The 25558-nt window shown below is 63.5% G+C and carries 22 protein-coding genes; 14 read left to right on the top strand and 8 right to left on the bottom strand.

Annotated elements, in window-relative coordinates:
* Positions 1-26 precede the first annotated feature (26 nt).
* A complete protein-coding gene (locus LG385_RS02865; protein WP_225772244.1) occupies positions 27-551 on the top strand; it encodes a DUF4174 domain-containing protein in 525 nt (174 codons plus the stop codon).
* On the opposite strand, the gene LG385_RS02860 is transcribed toward LG385_RS02865, so the two are convergent.
* Complete coding sequence (locus tag LG385_RS02860; protein WP_225772242.1) at positions 548-1750, bottom strand: aspartate aminotransferase family protein; 1203 nt, start codon at positions 1748-1750, stop codon at positions 548-550. The two genes, LG385_RS02865 and LG385_RS02860, sit on opposite strands and share 4 nt — an antisense overlap.
* Positions 1751-1846: 96 nt before the next feature.
* On the opposite strand from LG385_RS02860, the gene LG385_RS02855 reads away from it, so the two are divergent.
* The 6 genes from LG385_RS02855 (at position 1847) to LG385_RS02830 (ending at position 9181) form a co-directional block, all read left to right on the top strand.
* Positions 1847-2758, top strand: a complete 912-nt coding sequence (locus LG385_RS02855; RefSeq protein WP_225772239.1) for a LysR family transcriptional regulator — start codon at positions 1847-1849, stop codon at positions 2756-2758.
* A 77-nt stretch (positions 2759-2835) separates the two neighbouring features.
* On the top strand, positions 2836-4257 hold the full coding sequence (locus LG385_RS02850) for a mechanosensitive ion channel domain-containing protein (protein WP_225772237.1): 1422 nt from the start codon (positions 2836-2838) through the stop codon (positions 4255-4257).
* 87 nt (positions 4258-4344) lie between these two features.
* Positions 4345-4566 carry a metallothionein gene (locus LG385_RS02845; RefSeq protein ID WP_225772235.1) on the top strand — a complete coding sequence of 74 codons (222 nt, stop codon included), beginning with the start codon at positions 4345-4347 and terminating at the stop codon, positions 4564-4566.
* Positions 4567-4684: 118 nt separating this feature from the next.
* Entirely contained in the window at positions 4685-7810 is a 3126-nt protein-coding gene (locus tag LG385_RS02840) for a transglycosylase domain-containing protein (RefSeq protein ID WP_225772232.1), read from the top strand.
* Positions 7811-7864: 54 nt separating this feature from the next.
* Positions 7865-8401: a PadR family transcriptional regulator gene (locus LG385_RS02835; RefSeq protein WP_225772230.1), complete on the top strand. Its 537-nt coding sequence runs from the start codon at positions 7865-7867 to the stop codon at positions 8399-8401.
* A gap of 3 nt (positions 8402-8404) precedes the next feature.
* Positions 8405-9181 carry a siderophore-interacting protein gene (locus LG385_RS02830; protein ID WP_225772228.1) on the top strand — a complete coding sequence of 259 codons (777 nt, stop codon included), beginning with the start codon at positions 8405-8407 and terminating at the stop codon, positions 9179-9181.
* Here the strand turns inward: LG385_RS02830 and LG385_RS02825 are convergent.
* Positions 9135-9800, bottom strand: a complete 666-nt coding sequence (locus LG385_RS02825) for a Pr6Pr family membrane protein (protein WP_225772226.1) — start codon at positions 9798-9800, stop codon at positions 9135-9137. The two genes, LG385_RS02830 and LG385_RS02825, sit on opposite strands and share 47 nt — an antisense overlap.
* 148 nt (positions 9801-9948) lie before the next feature.
* Between LG385_RS02825 and LG385_RS02820 the strand changes: the two genes are divergently transcribed.
* On the top strand, positions 9949-11313 hold the full coding sequence (locus tag LG385_RS02820) for a carbohydrate porin (protein WP_318781381.1): 1365 nt from the start codon (positions 9949-9951) through the stop codon (positions 11311-11313).
* 91 nt (positions 11314-11404) lie between these two features.
* Entirely contained in the window at positions 11405-13801 is a 2397-nt protein-coding gene (locus LG385_RS02815) for a glucose/quinate/shikimate family membrane-bound PQQ-dependent dehydrogenase (RefSeq protein ID WP_225772224.1), read from the top strand.
* 74 nt (positions 13802-13875) lie between these two features.
* On the opposite strand, the gene LG385_RS02810 is transcribed toward LG385_RS02815, so the two are convergent.
* From LG385_RS02810 to LG385_RS02795, 4 genes are read right to left on the bottom strand one after another with little or no spacing between them, the layout of a single operon-like run.
* Positions 13876-14301, bottom strand: a complete 426-nt coding sequence (locus LG385_RS02810) for a group I truncated hemoglobin (protein ID WP_225772222.1) — start codon at positions 14299-14301, stop codon at positions 13876-13878.
* Positions 14301-15140, bottom strand: coding sequence for a DUF3034 family protein (locus tag LG385_RS02805; protein WP_225776160.1), 840 nt, complete (start codon positions 15138-15140; stop codon positions 14301-14303). The genes LG385_RS02810 and LG385_RS02805 overlap by 1 nt, the downstream gene beginning before the upstream one ends.
* Positions 15141-15169: 29 nt before the next feature.
* On the bottom strand, positions 15170-17527 hold the full coding sequence (locus LG385_RS02800) for a putative bifunctional diguanylate cyclase/phosphodiesterase (RefSeq protein ID WP_225772220.1): 2358 nt from the start codon (positions 17525-17527) through the stop codon (positions 15170-15172).
* The gene (locus LG385_RS02795; protein WP_225772218.1) at positions 17511-18197 is read right to left on the bottom strand and encodes a methylamine utilization protein; all 687 of its coding nucleotides are present in this window, start codon (positions 18195-18197) and stop codon (positions 17511-17513) included. Before LG385_RS02795 ends, LG385_RS02800 begins: the two co-directional genes overlap by 17 nt.
* Positions 18198-18427: 230 nt before the next feature.
* Here LG385_RS02795 and lon point away from each other — a divergent pair, with 230 nt between their 5' ends.
* The 4 genes from lon to cmoB all read left to right on the top strand — a co-directional run bounded on the left by lon (position 18428) and on the right by cmoB (position 23235).
* Entirely contained in the window at positions 18428-20860 is a 2433-nt protein-coding gene (gene lon / locus LG385_RS02790; protein ID WP_225772216.1) for an endopeptidase La, read from the top strand.
* Positions 20861-20931: 71 nt separating this feature from the next.
* Positions 20932-21336, top strand: coding sequence for a protease inhibitor I42 family protein (locus LG385_RS02785; RefSeq protein ID WP_225772214.1), 405 nt, complete (start codon positions 20932-20934; stop codon positions 21334-21336).
* A gap of 196 nt (positions 21337-21532) precedes the next feature.
* A complete protein-coding gene (cmoA, locus tag LG385_RS02780) occupies positions 21533-22276 on the top strand; it encodes a carboxy-S-adenosyl-L-methionine synthase CmoA (RefSeq protein WP_225772211.1) in 744 nt (247 codons plus the stop codon).
* Positions 22273-23235 carry a tRNA 5-methoxyuridine(34)/uridine 5-oxyacetic acid(34) synthase CmoB gene (gene cmoB, locus LG385_RS02775; protein ID WP_225772209.1) on the top strand — a complete coding sequence of 321 codons (963 nt, stop codon included), beginning with the start codon at positions 22273-22275 and terminating at the stop codon, positions 23233-23235. The genes cmoA and cmoB overlap by 4 nt, the downstream gene beginning before the upstream one ends.
* Here cmoB and LG385_RS02770 read toward each other — a convergent pair.
* Positions 23232-23708 carry a hypothetical protein gene (locus tag LG385_RS02770; RefSeq protein WP_225772207.1) on the bottom strand — a complete coding sequence of 159 codons (477 nt, stop codon included), beginning with the start codon at positions 23706-23708 and terminating at the stop codon, positions 23232-23234. The genes cmoB and LG385_RS02770 overlap by 4 nt on opposite strands.
* Before the next feature lie 223 nt (positions 23709-23931).
* Here LG385_RS02770 and nadE point away from each other — a divergent pair, with 223 nt between their 5' ends.
* Positions 23932-24762: an ammonia-dependent NAD(+) synthetase gene (gene nadE / locus LG385_RS02765; RefSeq protein WP_225772206.1), complete on the top strand. Its 831-nt coding sequence runs from the start codon at positions 23932-23934 to the stop codon at positions 24760-24762.
* Positions 24763-24805: 43 nt separating this feature from the next.
* On the opposite strand, the gene pdxJ is transcribed toward nadE, so the two are convergent.
* Complete coding sequence (pdxJ, locus tag LG385_RS02760) at positions 24806-25558, bottom strand: pyridoxine 5'-phosphate synthase (protein ID WP_225772203.1); 753 nt, start codon at positions 25556-25558, stop codon at positions 24806-24808.

Raw genomic sequence — 25558 nt, 5'->3', positions numbered from 1 at the left:
AAGGGATACTGACGAAGGAGACCCGCATGCTCATCCGCACCCTCGCGCTCACCGCCCTGTTCGCCGCCAGCCCGCTATACGCGGCCGACGGCGACTCGCCGCTGGCCCAGGACCGCGGCAAAGCCAGGCCCTTGCTCATTTATTCCAAAAGCGGGAGCGATCAGGCGCTGGTCAATGAAAGCACCGCCGTTCAAGACCCCGGCCTGAAACAGCGCGATGTGGTGGTGTACAAGGTGGTTGGGCTGGCCGGTGAGCGAAACGGCAAGCCGCTGGAAACCCAGGCCACCATGGCGTTGATCCGTGAGCTGAACCTGGGCGCGGGCACCAAGGCCAAGGTGGTACTGGTGGGCAAGGACGGCGAGAAAAAACTGGAGAGTACCGACCCGCTCCCGCTGGACAAGATTTTCTCCACCATCGACCAGATGCCGATGGCCGAGAAGGAAGCCGCCGCCGCTGCGGCGCCCGCCGAACCTGCCACGGATGCCAGTAAGGCCAAGGGCAAGCCGGGCAAGGCTGCCGCCGCCAAGCCCGCCGCCGACCTCGAGGATTAAACCGCCTCTGCCAGCACCTTCGACAGGCTGAGAGGGCTGAGCAGGGCGACCAGGTGTTCTACGATCTGCAGCGCTTCGTCCTCCTTCAGTGTAAGAGCAGGCAACAGCCGCACTACGTTGCCACGGGTCACATTCAGCAGCAGCCCGCCTTCAGCCGCCTGGCTGGCGAGTTTGCCCGTGGCCTCGGTCAGCTCGATACCGATCATCAGGCCTTTGCCACGCACCTCACGCACGCCGGGGTGCCCGGCAAGCCTCTCCCGCAGAGCCTTCAGCAGCCACGCGCCCTGCCGCCGGGCATTGCCCAGCAGCTGTTGCTCTTCGATGATCTCCAGCACCTCACAGGCCACCCGGCATGCCAGCGGGTTTCCACCGAAGGTACTGCCGTGGCTGCCCGGGGTGAGCAAACGTGCCGTACGCGCCCGCGCCAGGCAGGCACCAATGGGAACACCATTGGCCAGCCCTTTGGCCAGCGTGACCACATCGGGCAGCACGCCCTCTTCGGCATAGGCGAACCAGTGGCCCGTGCGGCCCACGCCGGTTTGCACCTCGTCGAGCATCATCAGCCAGCCCTGACGGTCACATAGCGCGCGCACCGCCCGAAGGTAGCCTTCGGGTGCCGGCCTTACGCCGCCCTCCCCCTGCACCGGTTCGAGCAGCACCGCAACCACATCGGCACCGTGTCGGCGAGCGATGGCCTCCAGCGCGGCCACGTCACCAAACGGCACCCGCAGGAAGTCATCGTCATAAGCGCCGAAGCCCAGCCGTACACCCGCCCCGTCACTGGCGGCAAGCGTGGCCAGCGTGCGACCGTGGAATGCGCCTTCCATGACTACGATGAGCGGCCGGTGCACGCCTTTGTACCACCCTGCCAACCGGGCAAGCTTAAGCGCGGTTTCGTTGGCTTCAGCGCCAGAGTTGTTGAAGAACGCCGCATCCAGCCCGCTCAACGCAGTGAGTTTCGCGGCCAGCCGGTGCTGCCAGTCGATGGCGTAATGGTTGGAGGTATGCAGTAGCAACCCGGCCTGGTCGCGTATCGCCGCCACCACCCGGGGGTGGCAGTGGCCTACGCTGGTCACCGCCACGCCGCCCATTGCATCAAGGTATCGCTTGCCGGAAGCATCCCAGAGCGTGCTCCCCTCGCCACGCACAAAGCTCAGCGGCAAGGGTTTATAGGTGTTCATCAGGGCTGTGGCGGTCATGGTTCGGGCTCCTTTCCGTGAAGGCCCCAGTATCGTTAGCCACCTCAGCTGGATAAACTACGGCACGCTTCAATCATTAAAAAGCTGGGGTTGATAATGGACGTACTGCAGGCCATGGCGGTGCATGTGCGGGTGGTGGAAGACGGCAGCCTGACCGCCGCCGCCCAGGCCTGCGGCTTATCGACCACGATGGTGGGCAACCATCTGCGCGCCCTTGAGCAACGGCTTGGGGTGAGCCTGTTACAGCGGACCACACGGCGGCAGCGGCTTACTGAATTTGGTACCCAGTACTACCAGCGCTGCGTGGAGGTGCTAGGCCTGGTGGATGCCGCCGAACGCCTGGCCGAGCAAGCCCAGGCCGAGCCCGCCGGCCGGCTGCGGATCACCGCCCCGCTGACCTTCGGCGTGGAGCGGCTTTCCCCGGCATTAGCCGAATACCACCGCCGCTACCCCAAGGTGCGGCTGGACGTGGTGCTTAGCAATCAGCGCCTGGACCTGCTGGAAAACGGCTTTGACCTCGCATTCCGCCTGGGCAACCCGGACCCGGCCAATGGCGTGATTGCCCGGCCGCTGGAAGATTACACCCTCACCATGTGCGCGGCGCCCGATTACCTGGACGCGCACGGCGTGCCCTTGCAGCCGCTGGACTTGCAAAGCCACGAGTGCCTCGCGTTTGCCTACCCCGCAGGCGACGACTGGCGCTCCGTGGAAAAGGAATGGCGCCTTGAAGGGCCAGAGGGGGAAGTGGTGGTGCCGGTCAGTGGCCCGCTGACCATGAACAGCTCCTCGGCGATGCACCAGGCGGCCTTGGCGGGCATGGGCATTGTGATGATGCCCGATGCCCTGGTGGCCCAGGACCTGGCTGAAGGGCGGCTGGTCCCCTTGCTGCAGGGGTGGCGCCTGCCCTCGCGGCCGATGAACCTGATGTACGCAAGCGACCGGTACCGGCTGCCTAAAATCCGCAGCTTCGTGGAGTTTGCCCTCGCCCGCTGGGCGCGGCCGCATTAAAGCGCACAAAGCCTGTAGCCGCGCCCGCCGCAAACGCCGTAAGCTCCTGCCGCTGCCCTTTCGTGGAATGCCCGATCATGCCCGACCTGCCCAGCCAGCCTTTGCTGTGGGGCTTTGCCCTGCTGATTGCCGACCTGTTGCTGTGGCAATGGGCGCCTTTCGCCCACCAGGCTGGCCGGGTAGGCGTGCGGGTGGCATTGTTTCTGGGCTACAGCGCCGTGATCATGGCCGCCGGCATCAGCCCGCTGCAGCCGCCGCCCTGGCCCGACAACACGTTATGGAACCTGGCCGCCACAGGCCTTGCGATCATCTGGTGGCTGTATGGCGCCCGTACCCTGGGGGAGGTGCTGGGGCTGATTCTTACCCGGAGGATCGGCCACAGCGGCCGCCTGCTGCGCGATGTGCTGGGCGCGGTGGTGTTTCTCATCGCGGTGGTGGCGGCAGCGGGCTACGTACTGCAGCTGCCCGTCAAAGGCCTTCTGGCTACGTCCGGCGCCGTCGCGATCATCGTCGGCCTGGCGCTGCAAAGCACCCTCAGCGACGTGTTTTCCGGGATCGTGCTCAACACCACCAAGCCTTACCAGGTGGATGACTGGGTGGCCATCGACGGTACCGAAGGCAAGGTAACGGATATCGACTGGCGCGCCACGCATTTGCTGACCACTGCCGGCGCCACCGCCGTGGTGCCGAACTCGGTGGCCGCCAAGGCGCGCATCGTCAATTACAGCCGCCCCGTCGGCCGCCATGGGGTCACTATTACCGTCAGCGTGCCCAATCAAGTGCGGCCGGGCCGGGTGCTGGAAGCCTTGGAGCGCGCGTTGCGGGGCAGCCATGCGCTATTGCCCGACCCACCCCCCAGGGCGCTGGTAAAAGAGGCCGGCGAGGACTCCACGGAATACACCGCCAGCGGTTTCGTGGCCAACCTTGCCAGCAAAGGCGAAGTACGCAACCAGCTGTTCGACCTGGCCCACCGCCACTTGGAAGCGGCTGGCGTGACCAGCCACGACAGCGGCCCGGCGAGCACTCGCAAACGCGCCTTGCTCGATGAAGTGAAAGTGTTCCGAGCGCTCGCCTCCAGCGAGAAGGACCGCCTCGCCGATGCCTTGCAGGCCCGCGACGTGCCCGCCGGGCAAGTGATCCTGGACATGGGCGAAGTACCGGCCAACCTGTTCATCATCGGCGCCGGCGTGGTGAGCGCGGCCATCGCGAACGGCGACACCTTCATCGAAGCGGGCCGCATGGGCCCGGGCGAAGTGATGGGCGAACAGAGTGTGCTCGACGACACGCCCTCGCAGGCCCGTTTCACTGCGCTTACGTCCTGCACCCTCTACAGCGTCGACAAGGCCCTCACGCGTGAATGCGTAGCCGCCCGGGCAGAGGTGGGCAAGGCCCTGCAGAAGCTGCAGGCAGTACGGCGCCAGAGCAGCCAGTCGTTGCTGCTGCAGCGCCCCGCACCGGTGCGCAAGGGTGGTTTTCTGGGGTGGCTGCAGCGGCATTGAACGCGTCGGCAGGGAGCAGGAACTCCCGCATTCCCCGGATTTCCAACTTGTACCACCGGCCTGTAGGGAAACCAGGGAGACCATGTCATGCCGGATACCTGTGCCTGCCCCAAATGCAAGGCATTCGCCACGCCCTCTTTCCAGCGCAACGGCCTTGGGTTTTGTAGCCAGGCTTGCGCGGACCGGCACCCGGACAAGCAACCCTGCCCGCGCTCGGATTGCCACTGCGAGCAAGCGGTATTCGAGGAAGACGAGCGCAACGGCGGGCCCCAGGCAAGTGCCGGCAAACCACTCACGGCATTTCCCTGACCAGCCGTCGGCAAGCGGCCCGCCGGGCTTACAACGCAGCGCCAGGAAGCTCCGGCAAGCGCTCTAGCGTCTAAGCTGGAAGCAGTGAGACAGAATTCTCGTCACCAGGCTAAGCACTATGGGCGCTCTGTGGCACAACGATCCCGGCAAGACCAAGGCGACCGTCGATAGCCCGGACCCCGCTCAGCCGCCCGCCCCTCCAAAACGTTACGCCCGCCGCGTGGCAGTGCTGTTGCTGCTGGGCGCAGCCGTGGCGGTGGGCCTGGCGGCCCGCTCGGAAATGCAAAGCTCGCGTTTGCAGGCCCATCTGCTGTCCCGCTGGGCCGCCGACCTCACCTATGCACCGGGCGAGGGGCCGAGCGACAGCATCGTCTACCCCTCGGCGGGGCCGTTCGACAAGCGCCTGGGCTACAGCGATATCGGTGCGTTCGTGACCCGCCTGCTGCAACGTAACTACGCCGTGGAGCGGCAAATGCAGTTCTCGCCGGCGCTCAGCCGCTACGCCGGCCATGGCTTGTTCATTCCCTACGCCGAAAAGCCCCAGGCGGGGTTGCTGATCAATGATTGCACCGCTGGCGAGTTCTACCGTTTTCGCTACCCACAGCAGCTGTATGCCACCTTCGAGGAAATTCCCTCCCTAGCTGTGAGCAGCCTGCTGTTCATCGAGAACCGCCGCCTGCTCGATGCCAATCAGCCCCAGCAGAACCCGGCAGTCGACTGGCCGCGGTTCGCCAAGGCTGCCTGGAGCCAGGTCGCCCGCACGTTGGGCCTGCCCGGCCAGTCGGCGGGCGGCAGCACACTGGCCACGCAATTGGAGAAATACCGCCATTCCCCGGACGGGCTGACGGCCTCGGGCCCTGAAAAGCTGCGGCAAATGCTGGCTGCCAGTGTGCGGGCGTATCAGGAAGGGCCGAACACCTTGCCCGCGCGCCAGCGCATCGTGCGCGATTACCTCAACAGTGTGCCGCTGTCGGCGGTGCCAGGGCATGGCGAAGTCCACGGCCTGGCCGAGGGGTTGCGGGTATGGTACGGCGCGGATTTCAAGCAAGTGAACGCTGCACTGAGCAGCCAGGACACCAGCGCCAAAGCCTTGTCCGATCGTGGCCTTGCACTGCGCCAGGTGCTTTCGCTGATGATTGCCCAGCGGCGCCCGTCGCACTTTTTGAGCCGGGGGCACGATGAGCTGGATGAGCTCACCGACGCCCATGTACGCCTGCTCGCCGGCCAGAACGTGGTCCCGCCCGAGTTGGCCAAAGCCGCACTGGCAAGCCGCCTGCATTGGCGCGACTGGGCCAAGGAACCTACCTGGGAGCCCTACGCAAATGACAAGGGCGTAAGCGTGGCGCGCAGCCGCCTGGCCGGTCTGCTGAACGTGCCGCTGTACGACCTGGACCGCCTCGACCTGTCTGCCACTACCAGCCTGAATGCCAAGCTGCAAAGCGAGGCCACCGAGTACCTCAAGCACTTGGCCGACCCCGCATTCGCGCAGGGTATCGGCGTGATCGGCGAGCGCCTGCTCACGCCTGCCAGCACCAAGGAGGTGAAGTACAGCTTCACGTTGTTCGAGAACACACCGGATGGCGCGCATGTGCGGGTGCAAACCGACAACACCGACCAGCCCTTCGATATCAACGAGGGCAGCAAGCTGGAGCTGGGCTCCACCGCCAAACTGCGGGTGCTCACCAGCTACCTTGAGATCATCAATGAGTTGCACGATCGCTATGCTGGCCAAAGCCCTTCGGCGCTGCGCAAGGTAGCGGTAGAGCCGCAGGATCACCTTACCCGCTGGGCCCTGGATTACCTGCTCGAACACCGCGATACCAACCTCAAGGCCATGCTGGATGCGGCGCTGGAACGCAAGTATTCGGCAAACCCCGGGGAGCGGTTCTTCACCGGCGGCGGCCTGCACACCTTCCATAACTTCCGCCGCGAGGACGACGGCCGCAGCCCCACGCTCAAGGAAGCGCTGCAAGAGTCCATCAACCTGCCGTTCGTGAGACTGATGCGTGACCTGGTGCGCTACAGCATCTATCAGGCCCCGAATAATAGCGCCGAACTGCTCAAGGACGACAACAACCCCGAGCGGCAGACCTACCTGGCCCGCTTCGCCGACCGCGAAGGCACCGAGTACCTGCGCCGGTTCTGGCGTAAATATGAAGGCAAGGCCACCAATGACCGCTTTGAGACCTTCCTCGATAGCTTGAGGGTGACCCCAGTGCGCCTGGCAGCAGTGCACCGTTACCTTTACCCCAACGCCCAATTGCCAGAGTTCACCCGCTTCGTGCGCAAACACTGGGACAAGACCCCGCTCACCGAAACGCGGCTGGAAAAGATGTACCAGAGCTACGGCCCCGGCGCTTACGACCTGCCCGATCAGGGTTACATTGCCCGGGTACACCCCCTGGACCTCTGGCTGCTGGGCTACCTCATGCAGCACCCGGATGCCCAATGGAGCGAGGTGGTCGAGGCCAGCCGCTTCGAGCGGCAGGAAGTGTATGGGTGGCTGTTCAAGAGCCGACACAAGGGCGCGCGCGACAGCCGCATCCGCACCATGATCGAAATCGAAGCGTTCCTGGACATTCACCGCCGCTGGCAGCGCCTGGGTTACCCGTTCGACCACCTTGTGCCGTCACTGGCGACCGCGCTGGGCAGCTCGGGGGACCGCCCCGCCTCGCTGGCCGAATTGATGGGGGTGATCCTCAACGACGGCGTGCGAATGCCCACGGTGCGTATCGACAATTTGCTGTTCGCCCAGGGCACTCCTTATGAAACGTCCCTGATTACCCGCACCGATGGCGGCGAACGGCTGCTGTCGACCGAGGTGGCCAGCGCCATGCGCGAAGCCCTGGCGCAGGTGGTGGACGCCGGTACCGCCCGGCGCGTGGCGGGCAGCTTCACCCATCCCGACGGCAGCCCGCTGGCCATGGGTGGCAAGACCGGCACCGGCGACAACCGGATCGAGAGCTTCGGCAGCGGCGGCCGCTTGCTGGGCTCGCGCTCGCTCAACCGCACGGCCACCTTCGTGTTCTACCTGGGCGAGCACCACTTCGGCACGCTCACGGCGTTCGTACCCGGGCGCGCCTCCGCCAACTTCACCTTCACCTCAGCCTTACCGGTGCAGGTACTCAAGGGCATGGCGCCGTTCCTCAACACCTATCTGCAAGGCCGCGGCGGCGAAGGGGCGTGTATAGCCCGGCCACGCCCGCTGACCTCCACGGCGACGGGCGGTGAGATACATCTGTAGACGTTTCTTAAGATATATCTTAGTCTTGCTCCCGTACCCAACGAGAGCATAGACATGAGACATAACCTTCCTCCCCATGACGGCTTCGAGCGCGGCCGCGGCCGTGAGCGCGGTGGCCGTGGTGGCCGCGTATTCGCCCCCGGCGACCTGAAGTTGCTGCTGCTGGCACTGGTTGCCGAACAGCCCTGCCACGGCTACGACCTGATCCGCCGGATCGAAACAATGTTCGACGACGCTTACAGCCCTAGCCCTGGCGTGATTTACCCCACCCTCACCTTCCTTGAGGAAAGTGACCTGATTGTCAGTGCCAGCGAAGGCAGCAAAAAGCTGTTCAGCGCGACCGACGCCGGGCGCAAGCACCTGGCCGAACAGGCCGTGGCACTGGACGGCATCCGTACCCGCATGGATGTAAGCAAACGCGCGCTGCGTGGCCAGGACCGCCCACCGGCGATCCAGGAGGCGGTGAACAACCTGCGCCACGCCTTGCAACTTCACCATGGCCGCTGGAGCGAGGCAGAAATCGCCCGCGTGTGCGACCTGCTCAATTCCACTGCCCGCGCCATCGCCGATGGCCCTACTCAACAGGAATGACCCATGACCAAAGGCCCCGATTCGGCTGTTCGCCGCGTGATGCACGAGATCAAGCGCCGCAAGCTGGAGGTGTTGCGCGTGACAGACCTCACCCCCCGCATGCGCCGTATCACGGTGGGCGGGCCGGAGCTTGCCGGCTTTTTGAGCCTGGGCAGTGACGACCACATCAAGCTGATGTTCCCACGCAACGCCGACGAAGAAGCCGCGCTGCACACCATGGTGCTGGGGCGCGACAACGAAGGGCCGAAGCCGGCCATGCGCGATTACACCCCGCGCCGTATCGACCTGGAAAAAGGCGAGCTGGACATCGACTTCGTGATCCACGGCGACGGGCCAGCGTCCACCTGGGCCGAGGCGGCCGTACCTGGGCACACGCTCTACATCGGTGGGCCGCGGAGCTCGTTGATCGTGGAGGACGTGTTCGACAGCTACCTGTTGATCGGCGACGAAACCGCGCTGCCCGCCATTGGCCGCCGGCTGGAAGAGCTGCCCGCCAATCGCCAGGTTCTGGCTGTTATCGAGATCGAAGACGAACAGGAGCGGCAGCCGCTGGTAGAGCGCCCGGGCATCGAGGTGATCTGGGTACCACGGCACACGCAAAACCTCGAAGCCGTGGTTGCGGAGCTTACCCTTCCCGGGGGCGAGCTCTATGCGTGGATTGGTACCGAAGCCGCCCTCTCCCGCCGGCTGCGGCGGATCTTGCTGGACCATTTCCAGCTGAGCGAGGACGCCATCAAGGCCGCGGGTTACTGGCGGCGCGACGAGGACGTACCTGCCTGAGGCCGAGGTAGCGGTCCAGCGCCACCAGGGCCAGGCCGCCCCCGCAATAGCCTCCCAACAGGCCCAGCGCGTTGACGAAGGCTCGGGCAAAACCCAGCTCGGTCACATCCAGGAAGGGGTAGGGCCACACCCCGATGCTCGCGCCTCGTAACAGCGTGAAGCCATACCAGCCCAAGGGGTACAGCGCCCAGGCCAGCACATGGGCCGGGCGCAAATGCCCTTTTGGCACGCGCCACCACCAGAAGCCCAACATCGCCAGCGGCATGATGTTGTGCAGCACCTCATTGGCCAGCCACTGCGCGCCTTGCGGGTTCCAGTACTGGCGTAACAGCAGGTTGTAGGCGATCCCTACCAGCAACATGCTGATCACCGCGCACCCGGCCACCGGCGGCCGACGCAGGCACCGCGCGGCCCATGTGCTGCGGGGCCAGGCTGCGGCGCTGAGCACGCTGGCCGCGAAGGTGTTGCTTAGCACAGTGAAATAACTGAAAACGTTGATCAGCCCGCCTACCAGGCTGGCCCCCAGGTTCCAGCGTACTTCCAGCGCCAGATACAACTGCAACGCCAAGGCCGCCCAGGCAACCGCGGCCATCAGCTTCAACCCTTTCTCCCCTCGCATCAGCAGCCGCTCCGTATTGTTACGAAGCGGGCAAGACTGTGTCTTTGCAGCGGCGCTTTGCCGCAGGCGGAGATATCTATATCCTCCCGGCGCCTCAGGCTGAACCCGTTCAGCTTGCACGATAAAACCATTAGAAAGATTGCCTTCGATGCCTGCTAATACTTCCCGCCGCGACGGCGGTACCCTGCTTTGCGTAGCCACGGCCACTGCCATCACGGCCTGTGCCTTGACCGGCCCGGCCTTTTCGGCGGACATGTTCGACGCCGATTCGCCCTATATGTTCGGTGACTGGAACGGCCAACGCAGCGACCTCGCTCGCCGCGGCTATGACTTCAAGCTCGACTACGTGGGCGAAGCCGGCGCCAACCTGCACGGCGGCTATGATCACGACCACGTTGCCCGCTACAGCGACCAGATCGGCCTCGGCGCTCACCTGGACCTGCAGAAGATCCTCGGCTGGCACGGCGCGGACTTCCAGGTCACGGTAACCGATCGCAATGGCGATAACATCAGCAATGACCGCATCAACGACCCTCGCGTAGGTGGCTTCACCTCGGCTCAGGAAGTATGGGGCCGCGGGCAGATCTGGCGATTGACCCAGCTGTGGTACCGGCAGACCTTCCTGGACGACAAGCTGGACATCAAAGTGGGCCGCTTTGGCGAAGGCGAAGACTTCAACAGCTTCCCCTGCGACTTCCAGAACCTGGCGTTCTGCGGCTCCCAGGTGGGCAACTGGGCCGGCAGCATCTGGTACAACTGGCCGGTTAGCCAGTGGGCGATGCGGGTGAAATACCACATCACTCCCGAGCTGTACGCGCAGGTGGGTGCCTTCGAGCAGAACCCGTCCAACCTTGAAAACGACAATGGCTTCAAGCTCAGTGGCAGCGGCACCGAAGGCGCGCTGATCCCTGTGGAGCTGGTGTGGACGCCCAAGGTGCAAGGCCTGCCAGGGGAATACCGTATCGGTTATTACTACAGCAGCGCCGATGCCACCGATGTTTACAAGGACAGCAACGGCAATGCCGCCGCGCTGAGCGGTAATTCATACCGCAGCGCATCGAGCAAGCATGGGATGTGGTTGGGCGCTCGCCAGCAGTTGACCAGCCTGGCCAGTGACGGCTCTCGTGGCCTGAGCGTGTTCGCCAACCTTACCCTGCATGACAAGAAAACCAACGCCATCGACAACTATGTGCAGGCCGGCGTTGTTTACAAGGGCCTGCTTGACGCCCGCCCGGCGGACGACATTGGCCTGGGCCTGGCGCGTATCCACGTGAACCCGGCCTATCGCCACAACGCCGAAGCGGTGAATGCCGCCAATGACGTGTCCAGCTACGACGACTCGGCCTACCTGCCGGTGCAGCGCACCGAGTACAGCGCGGAATTGAACTACGGCATTCATGTGGCCAACTGGCTGACCTTGCGCCCGAACGTTCAATACATTCGTCACCCGGGTGGGGTATCTCAAGTAGACGACGCCCTGATCGGCGGGCTCAAGGTACAGGCGTCGTTCTAAGCCAATATTTTGCGAACTAACCGAAGGGAAACCAACCTACAAACCTGTAGGAAACTTCTCGACATATTTTCAACGACTGGAGATTTCAAGTATGAGCACTGACGGTGCCAAGAGCGGTCGGCGCATCCTGCCTACCCTGCTCGGCCTGCTCTTCCTGCTGATGGGCCTGGCCTTGCTGGTCGGCGGCATCAAGCTGGTGGCGGCCCACGGGTCTTTGTATTACCTCATCGCCGGTATCGGCGTGTTGCTCACGGGCGTATTGCTGATTGCCCACAAGCGCGCGGCACTGGCCCTCTATGCCGTGGTGCTGTTCGGCAGCACCCTCTGGGCACTCTGGGAAGTAGGCCTGGACTGGTGGCAACTGGTGCCACGCCTGGCTTTGTGGTTCGCGCTGGGCATCGTGATGCTGCTGCCGTGGTTCCGTTTGCCGCTCACCCGTGGCGTGCGTTACCCGCTGGGCACCAATGGCCTGGGCGTTGCCGTGGTGCTGGCCGGACTGTGCGCACTGGCCAGCCAGTTCACCAACCCTGGTGAAATCAAGGGCGAACTGGGCCGCGATACCGCTGGTACCACCAGCACCGCACCGGCCATGGCCGACGGTGACTGGGCCTCGTATGGCCGCACTGCCTTCGGTGACCGCTACTCGCCACTGAACCAGATCAACACCGAGAACGTGTCGAAGCTGGAGCCGGCCTGGACCTTCCGTACCGGTGACATCCCAGGCGCGGGTGACCCGGGCGAGACCACGGCGGAAAACACCCCGCTGAAGGTGAACGGCATGCTGTACGTGTGCACGCCACACAGCCAGGTGATTGCACTGGACCCGGACACCGGCAAGGAAATCTGGCGCTTCGACCCGAAAATCAGCACCCAGGGCGCTGACAACTTCAAGGGTTGGGCTCACATGACCTGCCGTGGCGTGGCCTATCACGACGACGCTGCGTATGCAGCTGCCGACGCGCAAGCCAGCCCTGCCGTGGCCACCTCCTGCCCCAAGCGGATCTTCGTGCCTACCGCCGATACCCGCCTGATCGCGCTGAACGCCGACACCGGCAAGATGTGTGAAGACTTCGGCAACAAGGGTGCGATCGACCTCACCGCCAACATCGGTACCTTCGCCCCGGGCGGCTATTATTCCACCTCGCCACCTGCAGTCACCAAGGACCTGGTGGTGATTGGCGGCCACGTGACCGACAACGTCTCCACCGACGAGCCTTCGGGTGTGGTACGCGCGTTCGACGTGCATGACGGCCACCTGGTGTGGAACTGGGACAGCGGCAACCCCGAAAAAACCACGCCGATCGGCCCGGGTGAGCACTACACCCGCAACTCGCCGAACATGTGGTCGCTGATGTCGGTGGACGAAAAACTGGGCATGCTCTACCTGCCCATGGGCAATCAGATGCCTGACCAGTGGGGCGGCAACCGCACCCCTGAAAGCGAGAAATACAGCGCTGGCGTGACCGCGCTGGACATCGCCACCGGCCAGGTGCGCTGGACCTTCCAGTTCACCCACCACGACCTGTGGGACATGGACGTGGGCGGCCAGCCCAGCCTGATCGACATCAAGACCGCAGACGGCATGAAGCCTGCCGTGATGGCCTCGACCAAGCAGGGCAGCATCTACGTGCTGGACCGCAGCAATGGCCAGCCGATCGTGCCGGTCAACGAAACGCCGGTGCCGCAAGGCGCGGTGGAAGGCGACCACACCTCGCCGACCCAGCCGATGTCCGAGCTGAACTTCATGCCGCCGACCCTTCGCGAGAAGGACATGTGGGGTGTGACGCCGTTCGACCAGATGCTCTGCCGCATGGACTTCCGTTCGCTGCGCTACGAAGGGATCTACACCCCGCCGTCGCTGCAGGGCTCGATCGTTTACCCAGGCAACTTCGGGGTGTTCGACTGGGGTGGTATCTCGGTTGACCCGGTTCGCCAGATCGCCTTCGTGAACCCGGACTACATGGCCTTCAAATCGCGCCTGGTGCCTAGCAGCGATGTGGAAGGCGGCCCGGCTCGCAAAAGCGAAACCGAAGGCGTGCAGCCGAACAAGGGCGCGCCGTATGGCGTGATCCTCGAAGCCTTCCTGTCCAAGGCTGGCCTGCCGTGCCAGGCACCGGCCTGGGGTTATGTGGCAGCGGTGGACCTCACCACTCACAAAACCATCTGGAAGCACAAGAACGGCACCGTGCGCGACAACTCGCCGGTACCGCTGCCGCTGAGCATGGGCGTGCCTAGCCTGGGCGGCACCTTCGTCACCGCCGGTGGCGTTGGCTTCCTGAGCGGCACCCTGGACCAGTACCTGCGTGCCTACAACATGAACAACGGCAAGCAACTGTGGGAAGCCCGCCTGCCTGCCGGCGCGCAAACCACGCCGATGACCTACACCGGCAAGGATGGGCGCCAGTATGTGCTGGTGGTCGCCGGTGGCCACGGCTCGCTGGGCACCAAGCAAGGTGACTACGTGATGGCGTTCGCGCTGCCGAAGTGATGCATTGGTGATGTAAAGAAAACGGCGCCCCGAGGGGCGCCGTTTTTTGTTGGAAAGCGCTGTAAGATCCAGGGTTACTTCCCGATCACCTCGCCGCGCTCGGCCGCCAATCGGGCCAGCAGGCGGTTTTGCACCCTCACCGGTACGCCCTGGGCTTCCATGGCATCGGTCAGGTTTTCTACCAGGGCGTTGAATTCCGCCGGGTCGATACGCTGGCCCTTGTGGGCTTCGGCCATGGTATCGCCGGTGTAGGTACAAGGCCCGCCAGCTTCCACACAAAACTTCTCCACCAGCTTGTTGCGCAGCCGCTCGGGGTCCACGTTGCGGAAGTGCTGCACAATGCGCGGGTCGCGGGCCACATTGAGCAACATGCCTTCGACAATGCGGGTGATGCCGGGCTTGCCGCCCAGGGCCTGATACAGGCTGTTGTCCTGGGCGGGGCGTTGGGCACAGGCAGAAAGGGCTAGCGCAAGCGTAAGGGGGAGCCAGGCCAGGCGCATCAGAACGCTCCTTGAACAGAAAGGTAGGTGCCGTTCTGGTTATCCAGCGTGGCAATCTCGCCGAGGCGGGCATAGGCCAGCACCACCGACACATGCTTGCTGGGGAACCAGCCCACGAACAGGTCGGCCCAGTCGCTCTCCCCCGCGAATGACAGGTTGTCCGGCTTCTCGCGGTATTCCATCCCCACTGCCCAGCGAGGGTTCAACAGCACCGCTATCGAGCCTTCTTTCAACAGGCTGCGGCTGTCGCGGCGGTCGCCACCGAAGCCCAACAGGCCAAGTTCATTGGCGCGGCTGTAACGCACCCCGGCGTTTACCAGCAGGTTGTAACCAAAGGCACCTCCCAGGAACAACCGACTGGCGGCGAGGTAGCCTTCCACGTCTTCGTCGCGCCGCGCGCCCACCAGGCTGGGGATGAGGAAGTCTTTCTGATGCTTGTACTCGAGCCCCAGCGACACTTGCGGCAGGCGGTCGTAGATCAGGTCGCCGAACAGGCGCACCTTGGCGCCCAGCACGTCCTGGCTGAGGGTGTTCTCAGGCAGGCCCAGCTTGTGCACCAGGCTGCCGAGGTCGAAGCGATTGCGCGCGACGGACAATTCGATCCGGTTGCCATAGCCGACAGCGGCGCCAGCCACATCCAGGCGATAGTCAGGTAACTGCACCCGCGTGGCGAATACGGTCGCCCCCACCTGGCCGGCTTCACCGTAGCCAGCGATCACCGCCCAGGGCGTGATACCGCCCCCTGCGGCGCCATCGATACTGCTGGCACCGCCGGTGGCGAGCAATCGGCCTTGGCGGGCACTCTCGTCCGCCAGCACGGGCGCGGCTGCGGCCAGCATCAACCAGCACAGGATGTGTGTAAGGCGCATCAACCAACAACCTCGGTAGCAGGTGAATAAGCAGCCTGGCGTACCCAGGCTTCAAACGGCCCGGCCGCGAGGGGCCGGCTGATCAGGTATCCCTGGGCGGTATCGCAGTGCCAGCGCTCGAGCAGGCGCAGGCTGCGCTCATGTTCAACGCCCTCGGCCACCACACGCAGGCCCAGGTTATGGCTCATTTCGATGGTCGACCGTACGATCACCGCGTCTTCGCTGGTTTCATCCAGGTCGCGCACAAAGGATTGGTCGATCTTAAGTTCTTGCACCGGCAGGCGCTTGAGGTGCGCCAGGGAGGAATAGCCGGTACCGAAGTCGTCCACCGACAGGCTGATACCGCAGCCGCGCAGCCGGTGCAGCACAGCCAGCGCGGCTTCAGGCTCACGCATGACCGCACTCTCGGTGATCTCGAACGTGAGCTGACGGGCTGGCACGCCATGGGTCGCGAGCAATCGGGGCACGCGGTCGGCGAGGTCCGTCCCCAATAGATCCTCCGCCGACACGTTCACCGACAGCTCCACCACGAAACCTCGATCGTTCCACTCGGCCAGCTGGCGGATGCTCTCGGCAATCACCCAGCGCGTGAGGTTCTGGATGCTCCCGGTACGCTCGGCGAGGGGGATGAACTCACCGGGCGAAACCATTCCGAATACGGGGTGCTGCCAGCGCAGCAACGCTTCGGCCTGGCGCACCTGGCCCAGGCGCAGGTCCAGCTTGGGCTGGTAATGCAGCGCCAACTGGCCGTTGTCCGCAGCACCGCGCAAGTCGCGGATCAAGCTCACCTCGCGCTGGTGCACCAGGTCGCGACCGTGCTCGTACAGCTGTAAGCGCCCTGGCAGCGCCAGCGCGTCGTTTCGGGCGATACAAGCGCGGGAAACCAGCACCTCCACCTGCTGCCCGTCACCGGGGAACACCGCGATGCCGATGCTCGCTTCGAGGGCAAAGTCGTGACCTTCAAGCCGCCGCGGCTTGAGCAACGTCTGCTGCAAACGGTCGGCCACTGCCACTGCGCGCTGAGCGTCAACGCCTTCGAGGACCAACAGGTACTCGCCGCCGATCAAATGCGCCAGCGTGTCGCCAGGCCGTAATATCGGCTCCACGGTAGGGCCCACGCTGCGCAGCAGGCTCTCGGCGAAGTGATTCCCGGCATTGCTCACCAACGTGGTGAAGTTGTCGAGGGCGACGCTCAGCACCGCTACAGGGCGTTCCGCCGCGATGGCGCTACCGAGCCGCTCCATGGCCAAGGCGCGGTTGGGCAGGCCGGTGAGGTGATCATGCAGGGCATTGTGGGCGAGCCGCTGTTCGCGCTCTGCGATACCGGCCTGCATCATGTTGATCGCGCTGGCCAGGGTGCCAAATTCATCGCTGCGCCGAAGCTGCACCCGCACTTGATAATCCCCCTGGCCAATCCGCTCGGCGGCATCGGCCAAGGTACGCACGGGGCGGGAAATGGTACGCGCCAGCACCAGCGCACCCAACAACGACGCCAGCAGCGCCGCCACCGCGATCATCATGATGTCGTGATCCAGCGGGGCGAAGGCTCTCAAGGCATCGTCGAGCGGGCTTTGCAGCAGGGCGATCACCCGCTCCGGCGAGCTTTCCCCGCCGGCCAGTTCCAGCCGCTGCTCGAGGAACCGCTGGCCGCCGTGTTGGCCTACATTCACTAGCACCGGTGGGTGCTCGCTGAGCAGCCACTGCACCAGCCCGGCCCGCATCGCTGGGGGTTGAGTGGTAATCAGCTCGCCTACATGCCCGGCATTCACCGCCAGAAACGACACCTGCAGGTTGCTCAGCGCGTGAAGCTCCTGGGCAAAGCTATCATCCATGGTGAAACCCATCACCACGCGGGCGATCGGCAAGGGGGCCGATACCACGGCGTCTACCAGCAGTACCGGCAGGCCGCCCCAGGCCACGATCACCATGTTCTGGTTGCGCTTGCGTGCGTCTCGCAGGGCCTGGTCGTAGGGGAACGGCGCGCCCTCCACGAAGGTGGCGTGTGTGCTGGCCATGACCTTTCCGTCCATGCCCAGCAGTACGGCATCACTGGCGCCGATGCGTCCGCCATGGTTAAGAAGCGCTGAGCGAATAGTGGCCGAATCCGCACTGGCGATGGCATCGCGCAGGCCAAAATCAGCGGCAAGCAATTGCACGCCGTCGCGCAGGCGGCGGCCTCGCATGTCCAGCAGGCGTTCGAACACCCGCCCGCCTACCTCCAGCTGTTGGGTCGCCTGGGTGCGCACGGCATCGCGGGTGGCCAGCTTGACGGCGAGCGTCAACGCGGCAATCACCACCAGCAGCAGCAACACGAGCACGCTGCTGATGCGCCATTGGACGCTACTTCTGGTTTTCACGCAGCGCCTTGCCGAAGGCATCGCCGAACGGGCTGGTGGGGGGTACAGGCGTGTCGTCGTCCGAGGGCGCTACCGCCAGGGTGTAGGCCTTCGCCGCCGAGGCCGCGCCAAGCGTGAGCGTATCTGCGGCCTGCGGCTGCAGGTCCGCAACCTTCGGGTGCCAAAGGGTCACGCTATAGGTGCCTTCGGCAAGGTGGCTGAACTTCACCTTGCCCTGCCCATCTGTCACGGCAAACCAGGGGTCGGGTGTGACATAAACGTAACCGAGCATCCAGTCGTGAATATTGCAGCCCAGCACTACCACACCTGGCTGGTCGAACACTACCGGCGCGGTGGGCGTACCTTCATACAGGCGCAGCTCGAACCGTTTGCTGGATGAAAACGAATACACCTGATGGCGGATGTCATCGCTGTTAGGGAAGGTCACGGCCGTTCCCGTGCGTACGGCCAATACGTGTGGGAAGAACATTTTGTCGCGCTGGTCCATGTTCGCCCGCAAAGGCACGCCGGTACTGGCACCGGCCGCCGGGCCGGCGAGGCTCACCACTGCGTCTGCCAGCGGCGCCCCCTCGCCATCGCTGACGCTCAGGCTAAGGTCAGCAGCCAGCGCAGAGGGTACCAACGCACCGGTCAGCACGAGCAAGGCGAAACCGCGGAGGAATGGAAGCATCGTACACACTCGTTCGGATCACAAAGGGCTGGGCCGATCGCTCTGGAACGGGCTGCCTGATGGGTACATGGGCAACATACAGCAAAATTGCCACTAAATGGCCACCACACAGCGTGCGCTCAGGCCTTGTGCATGAGTTATCGGCCGTAAGCGCGAATCCTTCAATGCGCCATTGAAACCCGCAGGTGTGCGCCCCATCTAAGCGCCATAGCCATTGCCGCAGGTGCCTCATGAGCGACCAGGATTCCGTTACGGACCGCCCCAACGCTTCTAACGAACCCTCCGCAGGGCCGGAGCAGGTGGAGCACTCCACAACCGCCAGCACCGAGCTGGTATTGCCGGGCCAGAACCTGCCTGACAAGGTCTACGTGATCCCGATCCATAACAGGCCTTTCTTCCCGGCGCAGGTGTTGCCGGTGATCGTGAACGAAGAGCCCTGGGCCGAAACCCTGGACCTGGTGGCGAAAACGCCGCACCACTCGCTGGCGTTGTTCTACATGGAAACGCCAGCCGAAGACCCGCGCCACCTGGACACGTCCGCTCTGCCGCTTTACGGCACGTTGGTGAAGATCCATCACGCCAGCCGCGAAGACGGCAAGCTGCAATTCGTCGCCCAGGGCCTTTCGCGTGTGCGCATTCGCACCTGGCTCAAGCATCACCGCCCGCCCTACCTGGTGGAAGTGGAATATCCGCTGCAGCCGGCCGAGCCTACCGACGAAATCAAGGCCTACGGCATGGCGCTGATCAACGCCATCAAAGAGCTGCTGCCGCTCAACCCGCTGTACAGCGAAGAGTTGAAGAACTACCTCAACCGCTTCAGCCCGAACGATCCGTCTCCGCTGACTGACTTCGCCGCGGCGCTGACGTCCGCTACCGGCGCCGAGCTGCAACAGGTGCTGGACTGTGTGCCGATGCTGCGGCGCATGGAACGGGTGTTACCGATGCTGCGCAAGGAAGTGGAAGTGGCGCGGCTGCAGAAGGAAATTTCCGCGGAGGTGAACCGGCAGATTGGCGAGCATCAGCGGCAGTTCTTCCTCAAGGAACAGCTCAAGGTCATCCAGCAGGAGCTGGGGTTGACCAAGGACGACCGCAGCGCGGACCTGGAGCAGTTCGAGCAGCGCCTCGAAGGCAAGACCCTGCCCGCCGCTGCGCGCAAGCGTATCGATGAAGAGATGGGCAAGCTGGCGATTCTGGAAACCGGCTCGCCTGAATACGCCGTGACCCGTAACTACCTGGACTGGGCCACCGCCTTGCCGTGGGGCGTGTACGGCAAGGACCGCCTGGAGCTCAAGCACGCGCGCAAGGTGCTCGACGCCCACCACGCCGGCCTTGGCGACATCAAGAACCGCATTCTGGAATTCCTCGCGGTAGGGGCCTACAAAGGCGAAATCAGCGGCTCGATCGTACTGCTGGTGGGCCCGCCGGGCGTGGGCAAGACCAGCATCGGCAAGTCCATTGCCGAATCCCTCGGCCGGCCGTTCTTCCGCTTCAGCGTGGGCGGCATGCGCGACGAAGCCGAGATCAAGGGCCACCGCCGCACGTACATTGGCGCCCAGCCCGGCAAGCTGGTGCAGGCGCTCAAGGAAGTGGAGGTGATGAACCCGGTCATCATGCTCGATGAAATCGACAAGATGGGCCAGAGCTACCAGGGCGACCCGGCGTCTGCCCTGCTGGAAACCCTGGACCCGGAACAGAACGTGGATTTCCTCGACCACTATCTGGATTTGCGACTGGACCTCTCCAAGGTGCTGTTCGTGTGCACCGCCAACACGCTGGATTCGATCCCCGGCCCGCTGCTCGACCGCATGGAAGTCATACGCCTGTCGGGCTACATCACCGAAGAAAAACTGGCCATCGCCCGCAAGCACCTGTGGCCCAAGCAGCTTGAAAAGGCCGGCGTTGCCAAGGCAAATCTCACCATCAGCGACAGCGCGCTGCGCATGGTAATCGAGGGCTATGCCCGCGAAGCCGGTGTGCGGCAACTGGAGAAACAGCTGGGCAAGGTCGTACGCAAAGCGGTTGTACGGTTGCTTGAAGAGCCCGGCGCGGTGATCAAGGTAGGGCCCAAGGAGCTGGAAGCCTACCTGGGCATGCCAGTATTCCGCAGCGAGCAGCTGCTTTCAGGCGTTGGCGTGATCACGGGCCTGGCCTGGACCAGCATGGGCGGCGCCACGCTGCCTATCGAAGCCACCCGAATTCATAGCCTTACCCGGGGCTTCAAGCTCACCGGGCAGTTGGGCGAGGTGATGAAAGAGTCTGCGGAAATCGCCTACAGCTACGTCACGGCGAACCTGAAACAATTCGGCGGCGAGCCTACCTACTTCAACGAAGCATTCGTGCACTTGCATGTACCTGAAGGCGCCACGCCAAAAGATGGCCCAAGCGCAGGCGTTACCATGGCCAGCGCGCTGCTGTCCCTGGCGCGCAACCAACCGCCGAAAAAAGGCGTGGCGATGACTGGCGAGCTCACGCTCACGGGCCACGTGCTGCCCATTGGCGGCGTGCGCGAGAAGGTGATCGCGGCGCGCAGACAGAAGCTAACCGAGCTGATCCTTCCGGAAGCCAACCGGGGCAACTTCCAGGAACTGCCGGATTACCTCAAGGAAGGGCTTACCGTTCACTTCGCGAAACGATTCTCCGACGTGGCCAAGGTGCTGTTCTAAGTTATCGCCTGACTCGTGTTGCCCGCCTGCGCTATGCTGGCGGGCATCGCCTTCGCCAGGATGCTCCGACGATGCCCTTGTTGCGTATTTTCGCTGTTGCCAGCCTTGCCCTTCTCACTGCCTGCGCCGGGCGCCATGCGCCAGACCCTTCCGTTGCGTTCGAGCTGAACAAGCAACAGCAGTGCCCTATCACATTGGCCCAAGGCCAGCTGTTGATCGTTACTCTCCCCAGCAACCCCACCACCGGCTACCGCTGGCTGCTGCAGAACCCCGCACAGTCCGTATTGCGCAGCCTCGGCCCCGAGGTGTACACCAACGCCGAAGACGCCGGCATCGTGGGCGCCGCCGGGCAGTCGGTATGGCGCTACCGTGCGCAAGGCCCAGGCCAGGGTCATTTGTTGATGGTGCTGCAACAACCCTGGGCACCCGAGGTGAAGCCCGTGCAATCCTTTGATTGCGATATCACGGTTTTGTAGCGGCAAGCGGCAAGCCTTAAGCTGCAAGCAAGAGCAAGAGCAAGAGCGGCCGTCGTGATGGCGGCCTTCGCTTGTAGCTTGTAGCTTGTAGCTTGTAGCTTGTAGCTTGTAGTTTGCAGCTTGCAGCTTGCAGCTTGTAGCTTGCCGCTCGAAGCTCGTAAAATCCCGGCCTTTCCCGCCACGCCCGCAGAATCCCGTGTCTGAACTTCCTGATCGTCTTTTCGCCCAACCCCTGGCCCAGGTACCCGACTTCGTCTTCAACGAGGATGTGGTACGGGTGTTCCCGGACATGATCAAGCGCTCGGTACCTGGCTACCCGGCGATTGTCGAGAACCTGGGGGTACTGGCCGCGCGTTTCGCCCAGCCTCATACCTGCCTGTACGACCTGGGCGCCTCGTTGGGGGCGGTGACGCAGGCGCTGCGTCGGCACGTGCGCAAGGACGGCTGCCATGTGGTGGCGATCGATAACTCGTCGGCCATGGTTCAACGCTGCCGCGAATACCTGCAAGGGCAGGATTCGATGTTCCAGGAATTGCTGCCCGTTCAGGTACTGGAAACCGATATTCTTGGCTTTGACTTTGAGCCAGCCTCGGTGGTGGCAATGAATTTCACCCTGCAGTTCATTCCGCCCGGGCAACGCCTGGAGGTGCTGTCGCGGATCCACCAGGCCATCGTACCGGGTGGGGCGTTGCTGCTTTCCGAAAAGTTGCGCTTCGAGGATGACCAGGCTCACGACCTGCTCACCGAGCTACATATGGACTTCAAGCGTGCCAACGGCTACAGCGAACTGGAAATTGCCCAGAAGCGCAGCGCGATCGAACATGTGATGAAGCCCGACAGCTTCGAGGAGCACCGTGCGCGCTTGCTGGCTGCAGGGTTCAGCAAGGTGGTGCCTTGGTTCCAGTGCCTTAACTTCGCTTCGATGATCGCCCTGCCATGATTGACCTTTCTCCCCTCGTCCGCCGCCTGGCGGATTCGCCCCTAGGCGAATGGGCCAATGGCCTGCAGGCCGACCTCGACACCCGGATGGAAAAAGGCCACGGCGACCTTGAGCGCTGGCAAAAAGCGCTTGCCGCGTTGCCGGAGCTGCACGCCAATGCGGTGGACCTCGCCAGTAGTGTAACCCTCGACGGCGAATGCGATGACGCTACCCGGCAGCGCCTTCAGGACGCGCTGATGGGCCTTTCCCCATGGCGCAAGGGGCCATTCAACCTGTTCGGCGTACACGTAGACACCGAGTGGCGCTCCGACTGGAAATGGGCCCGTGTGGCGCCGCACCTGGACCTGAACGGCAAGCGGGTGCTGGATGTAGGCTGCGGCAATGGCTATTACCAGTGGCGGATGCTCGGCGCCGGCGCCGAAAGCGTGATCGGCATCGACCCCAACTGGCTGTTCTTTTGCCAGTTCCAGGCCCTGAGCCAGTATCTGCCGGGCTTGCCTGCCTGGCACTTGCCACTGGCGCTGGAAGACCTTCCGCCCAACCTTCAGGGCTTCGACACGGTATTCTCCATGGGCGTGCTGTACCACCGTCGTTCGCCCATCGACCACTTGTTCGCACTGAAGGACTGCCTAATAAAAGGCGGCGAACTAGTGTTGGAAACCCTGGTGGTACGTGGCGACGAACAGCAGGTGCTGGTGCCCGAGGATCGTTACGCGCAAATGCGTAACGTGTGGTTCCTGCCCTCGGTGGCGGCTTTGGAACTGTGGGTGCGTCGCGCCGGCTTCCGGGACGTGAAGTGCGTGGATGTGAGCTATACCACCCCCGACGAGCAGCGCAGCACCGACTGGATGCGCTACCAGTCACTCGAACACTTCCTCGACCCGGAAGACCACAGCAAAACCGTGGAAGGCTTGCCAGCGCCCATGCGGGCGGTGATAACGGCACGCAAGCCAGGTTAAATCATCAATTTGCCAACGGTCGCTTCCGCTCCGACCACGACGTAAGCGATTTGGTATTCCACGGCACGGATCAAAGCCTTGCGTGCCTCAACCAAAGTGTCTTTCTTGGCATCGTCTACGGCGAGCAACCCTTCGGTGCCCTGATTCTCATATGCATTTTGCAGCCTGGCTTGCTCTTTCAGGTCCGCATGGATATTGCCGTTGGCTGCCTGGGGCCGCTCCTTCTGGGCTGCAATGTTCTGCTCGTAAACCTCTCTGGATAACTGGAGGCAGGCCCGTACCAGCCCATCCGCATGATCTTGCAGGTTCTGTAATTGTTCAGTAAGCCCCTCTACACCCTTCAGCTCGGCAACAGCCTTATCGCTTTCCTTGCGCAGCTTGCTGTGTTCCACGACATTCACGTGACCGTCTTGCCATACTTCACTGAGCAATTTGGACAAGCTCTCATCGGTTACTTTTAATTCAAGACTCATGTCTACTCCTTGACTGTGTCGCTACGGTGATTCCTACGTCTAAAGCTATCGGTAGTCTTGGCATAGCGATAGCTGGCAGAACTGATAGGTAGCAATGCGTCATCATCCAATTCGCGCCCTTGATCTTCTGGCGCATCGGGCGATTTCCCACGGATCAAGGTAAGCTCCTACCGTGTCTATAGTTCTTTGCCAGCTTGCTGGCTCTCACAGGAGATCGAACCCGATGAGCAACCGCCAGGCCGAAATCGCCGCTGCGCTGAATGTCATTCCCCCGTTTACCGATGAAGCCGCGCTGGCTGCCGAAGTAGAACGGCGCAAGGCGTTCATCAAGCAAACCCTGCGTAATGCCGGCCTCAAGGTATTGGTACTGGGCATCAGTGGCGGCGTGGACTCCAGCACGGCGGGCCGTCTGGCTCAGTTGGCAGTAGAGGAGCTGAGGGAAGAGACCGGCGACGCCGGTTATCGCTTTATCGCGGTGCGCCTGCCCTACGGCCAGCAGCATGACGAGGACGACGCAGCGGCCGCGATGAAGTTCGTGAAGGCCGACGAGGAAGTCACGGTGAACATTGCCGACGCCGTGAAAGGCCTGGATGCAGAGCTGGACGCTGTCTCGAAGCTGACCGACGCTCGTCGTGACTTCGTGCGCGGCAACACCAAGGCCCGCATGCGCATGGTGGCCCAGTATGCCATCGCCAATGCCAACGACGGGCTGGTCATCGGTACCGACCATGCCGCCGAAGCGGTGATGGGCTTCTTTACCAAGTTTGGTGACGGCGCCTGTGACCTCACGCCACTGGAGGGGCTGGTAAAGGGCCAGGTTCGCGAAATCGCAAAATACCTGGGTGCGGCGGAAAAACTGTACCTGAAGGTCCCGACTGCCGACCTGGAAGAACTCACTCCAGGCAAGCCGGATGAAGATGCCCATGGCGTAAGCTACAAGGAAATCGACGCGTTCCTCCATGGCGAGACTGTGCGGGACGACGCGTACGACATCATCGTTCGCACCTACGACAAAACCGCTCACAAACGTCGCCAGCCCTACGCCCCCGAGTAATGCCGTTCAAGGAGCGCTGCCTACGCGGCGCTCCTTTCAGGGATCAGCAGCGGGCACGCTCCGCAGCGTCCACGATCAGCGCTTTCATCTCCGCGACCGCAGCCGGGAAACCCACGAACAAGGCTTGTGCGACCAAGGCATGGCCGATGTTCAGCTCGTTGATGCCGCAGATGGCCGCGATAGGCTCCACATTGTGGTAGTGCAAGCCATGGCCGGCATTCACGATCAGGCCCAGGTGCCGGCCTTGGGCGACCCCGTCGGCAATACGCTGTAATTCAATAGCGGCTTCTTCTGGCGTATGGGCATCGGCATAGCGCCCGGTGTGCAACTCGATTGCCGGTGCCCCTACCCTGGCAGAGGCTTCGATCTGCGTTGGGTCGGCATCGATGAACAGGGACACTTCACTCCCCACCGCGCTGAGCCGATCTACCGCCGCCTTGATCCGGGCTTCCTGACCCGCCACGTCCAGGCCACCTTCAGTGGTGAGCTCCTGACGGGTTTCAGGCACCAGACACACATGGGCAGGTTGCAGCTTTTCCGCGAATTCGAGCATCGCCTCGGTCACACCCATCTCGAAGTTCATGCGGGTTTGCAGCACCTCCTTCAGCAACAATACGTCGCGCTCCTGAATGTGCCGCCGGTCTTCGCGCAGGTGCACGGTAATGCCATCGGCGCCTGCCTGCTCCGCATCGAGCGCGGCCTTGACCGGGTCCGGGTAGCGCGTGCCCCGCGCCTGGCGCAATGTGGCGACGTGATCGATGTTCACGCCCAGAAGAATGCGGTTGCTGGTGGTCAC

This window comes from Pseudomonas sp. Marseille-Q5115, from assembly GCF_916618905.1.
In the GTDB taxonomy this organism is placed as follows: Bacteria; Pseudomonadota; Gammaproteobacteria; order Pseudomonadales; family Pseudomonadaceae; genus Aquipseudomonas; species Aquipseudomonas japonica_A.
The sequence above is the reverse complement of the archived record's forward strand: the minus strand, read 5'-3'. Positions and strand labels throughout refer to the sequence as shown.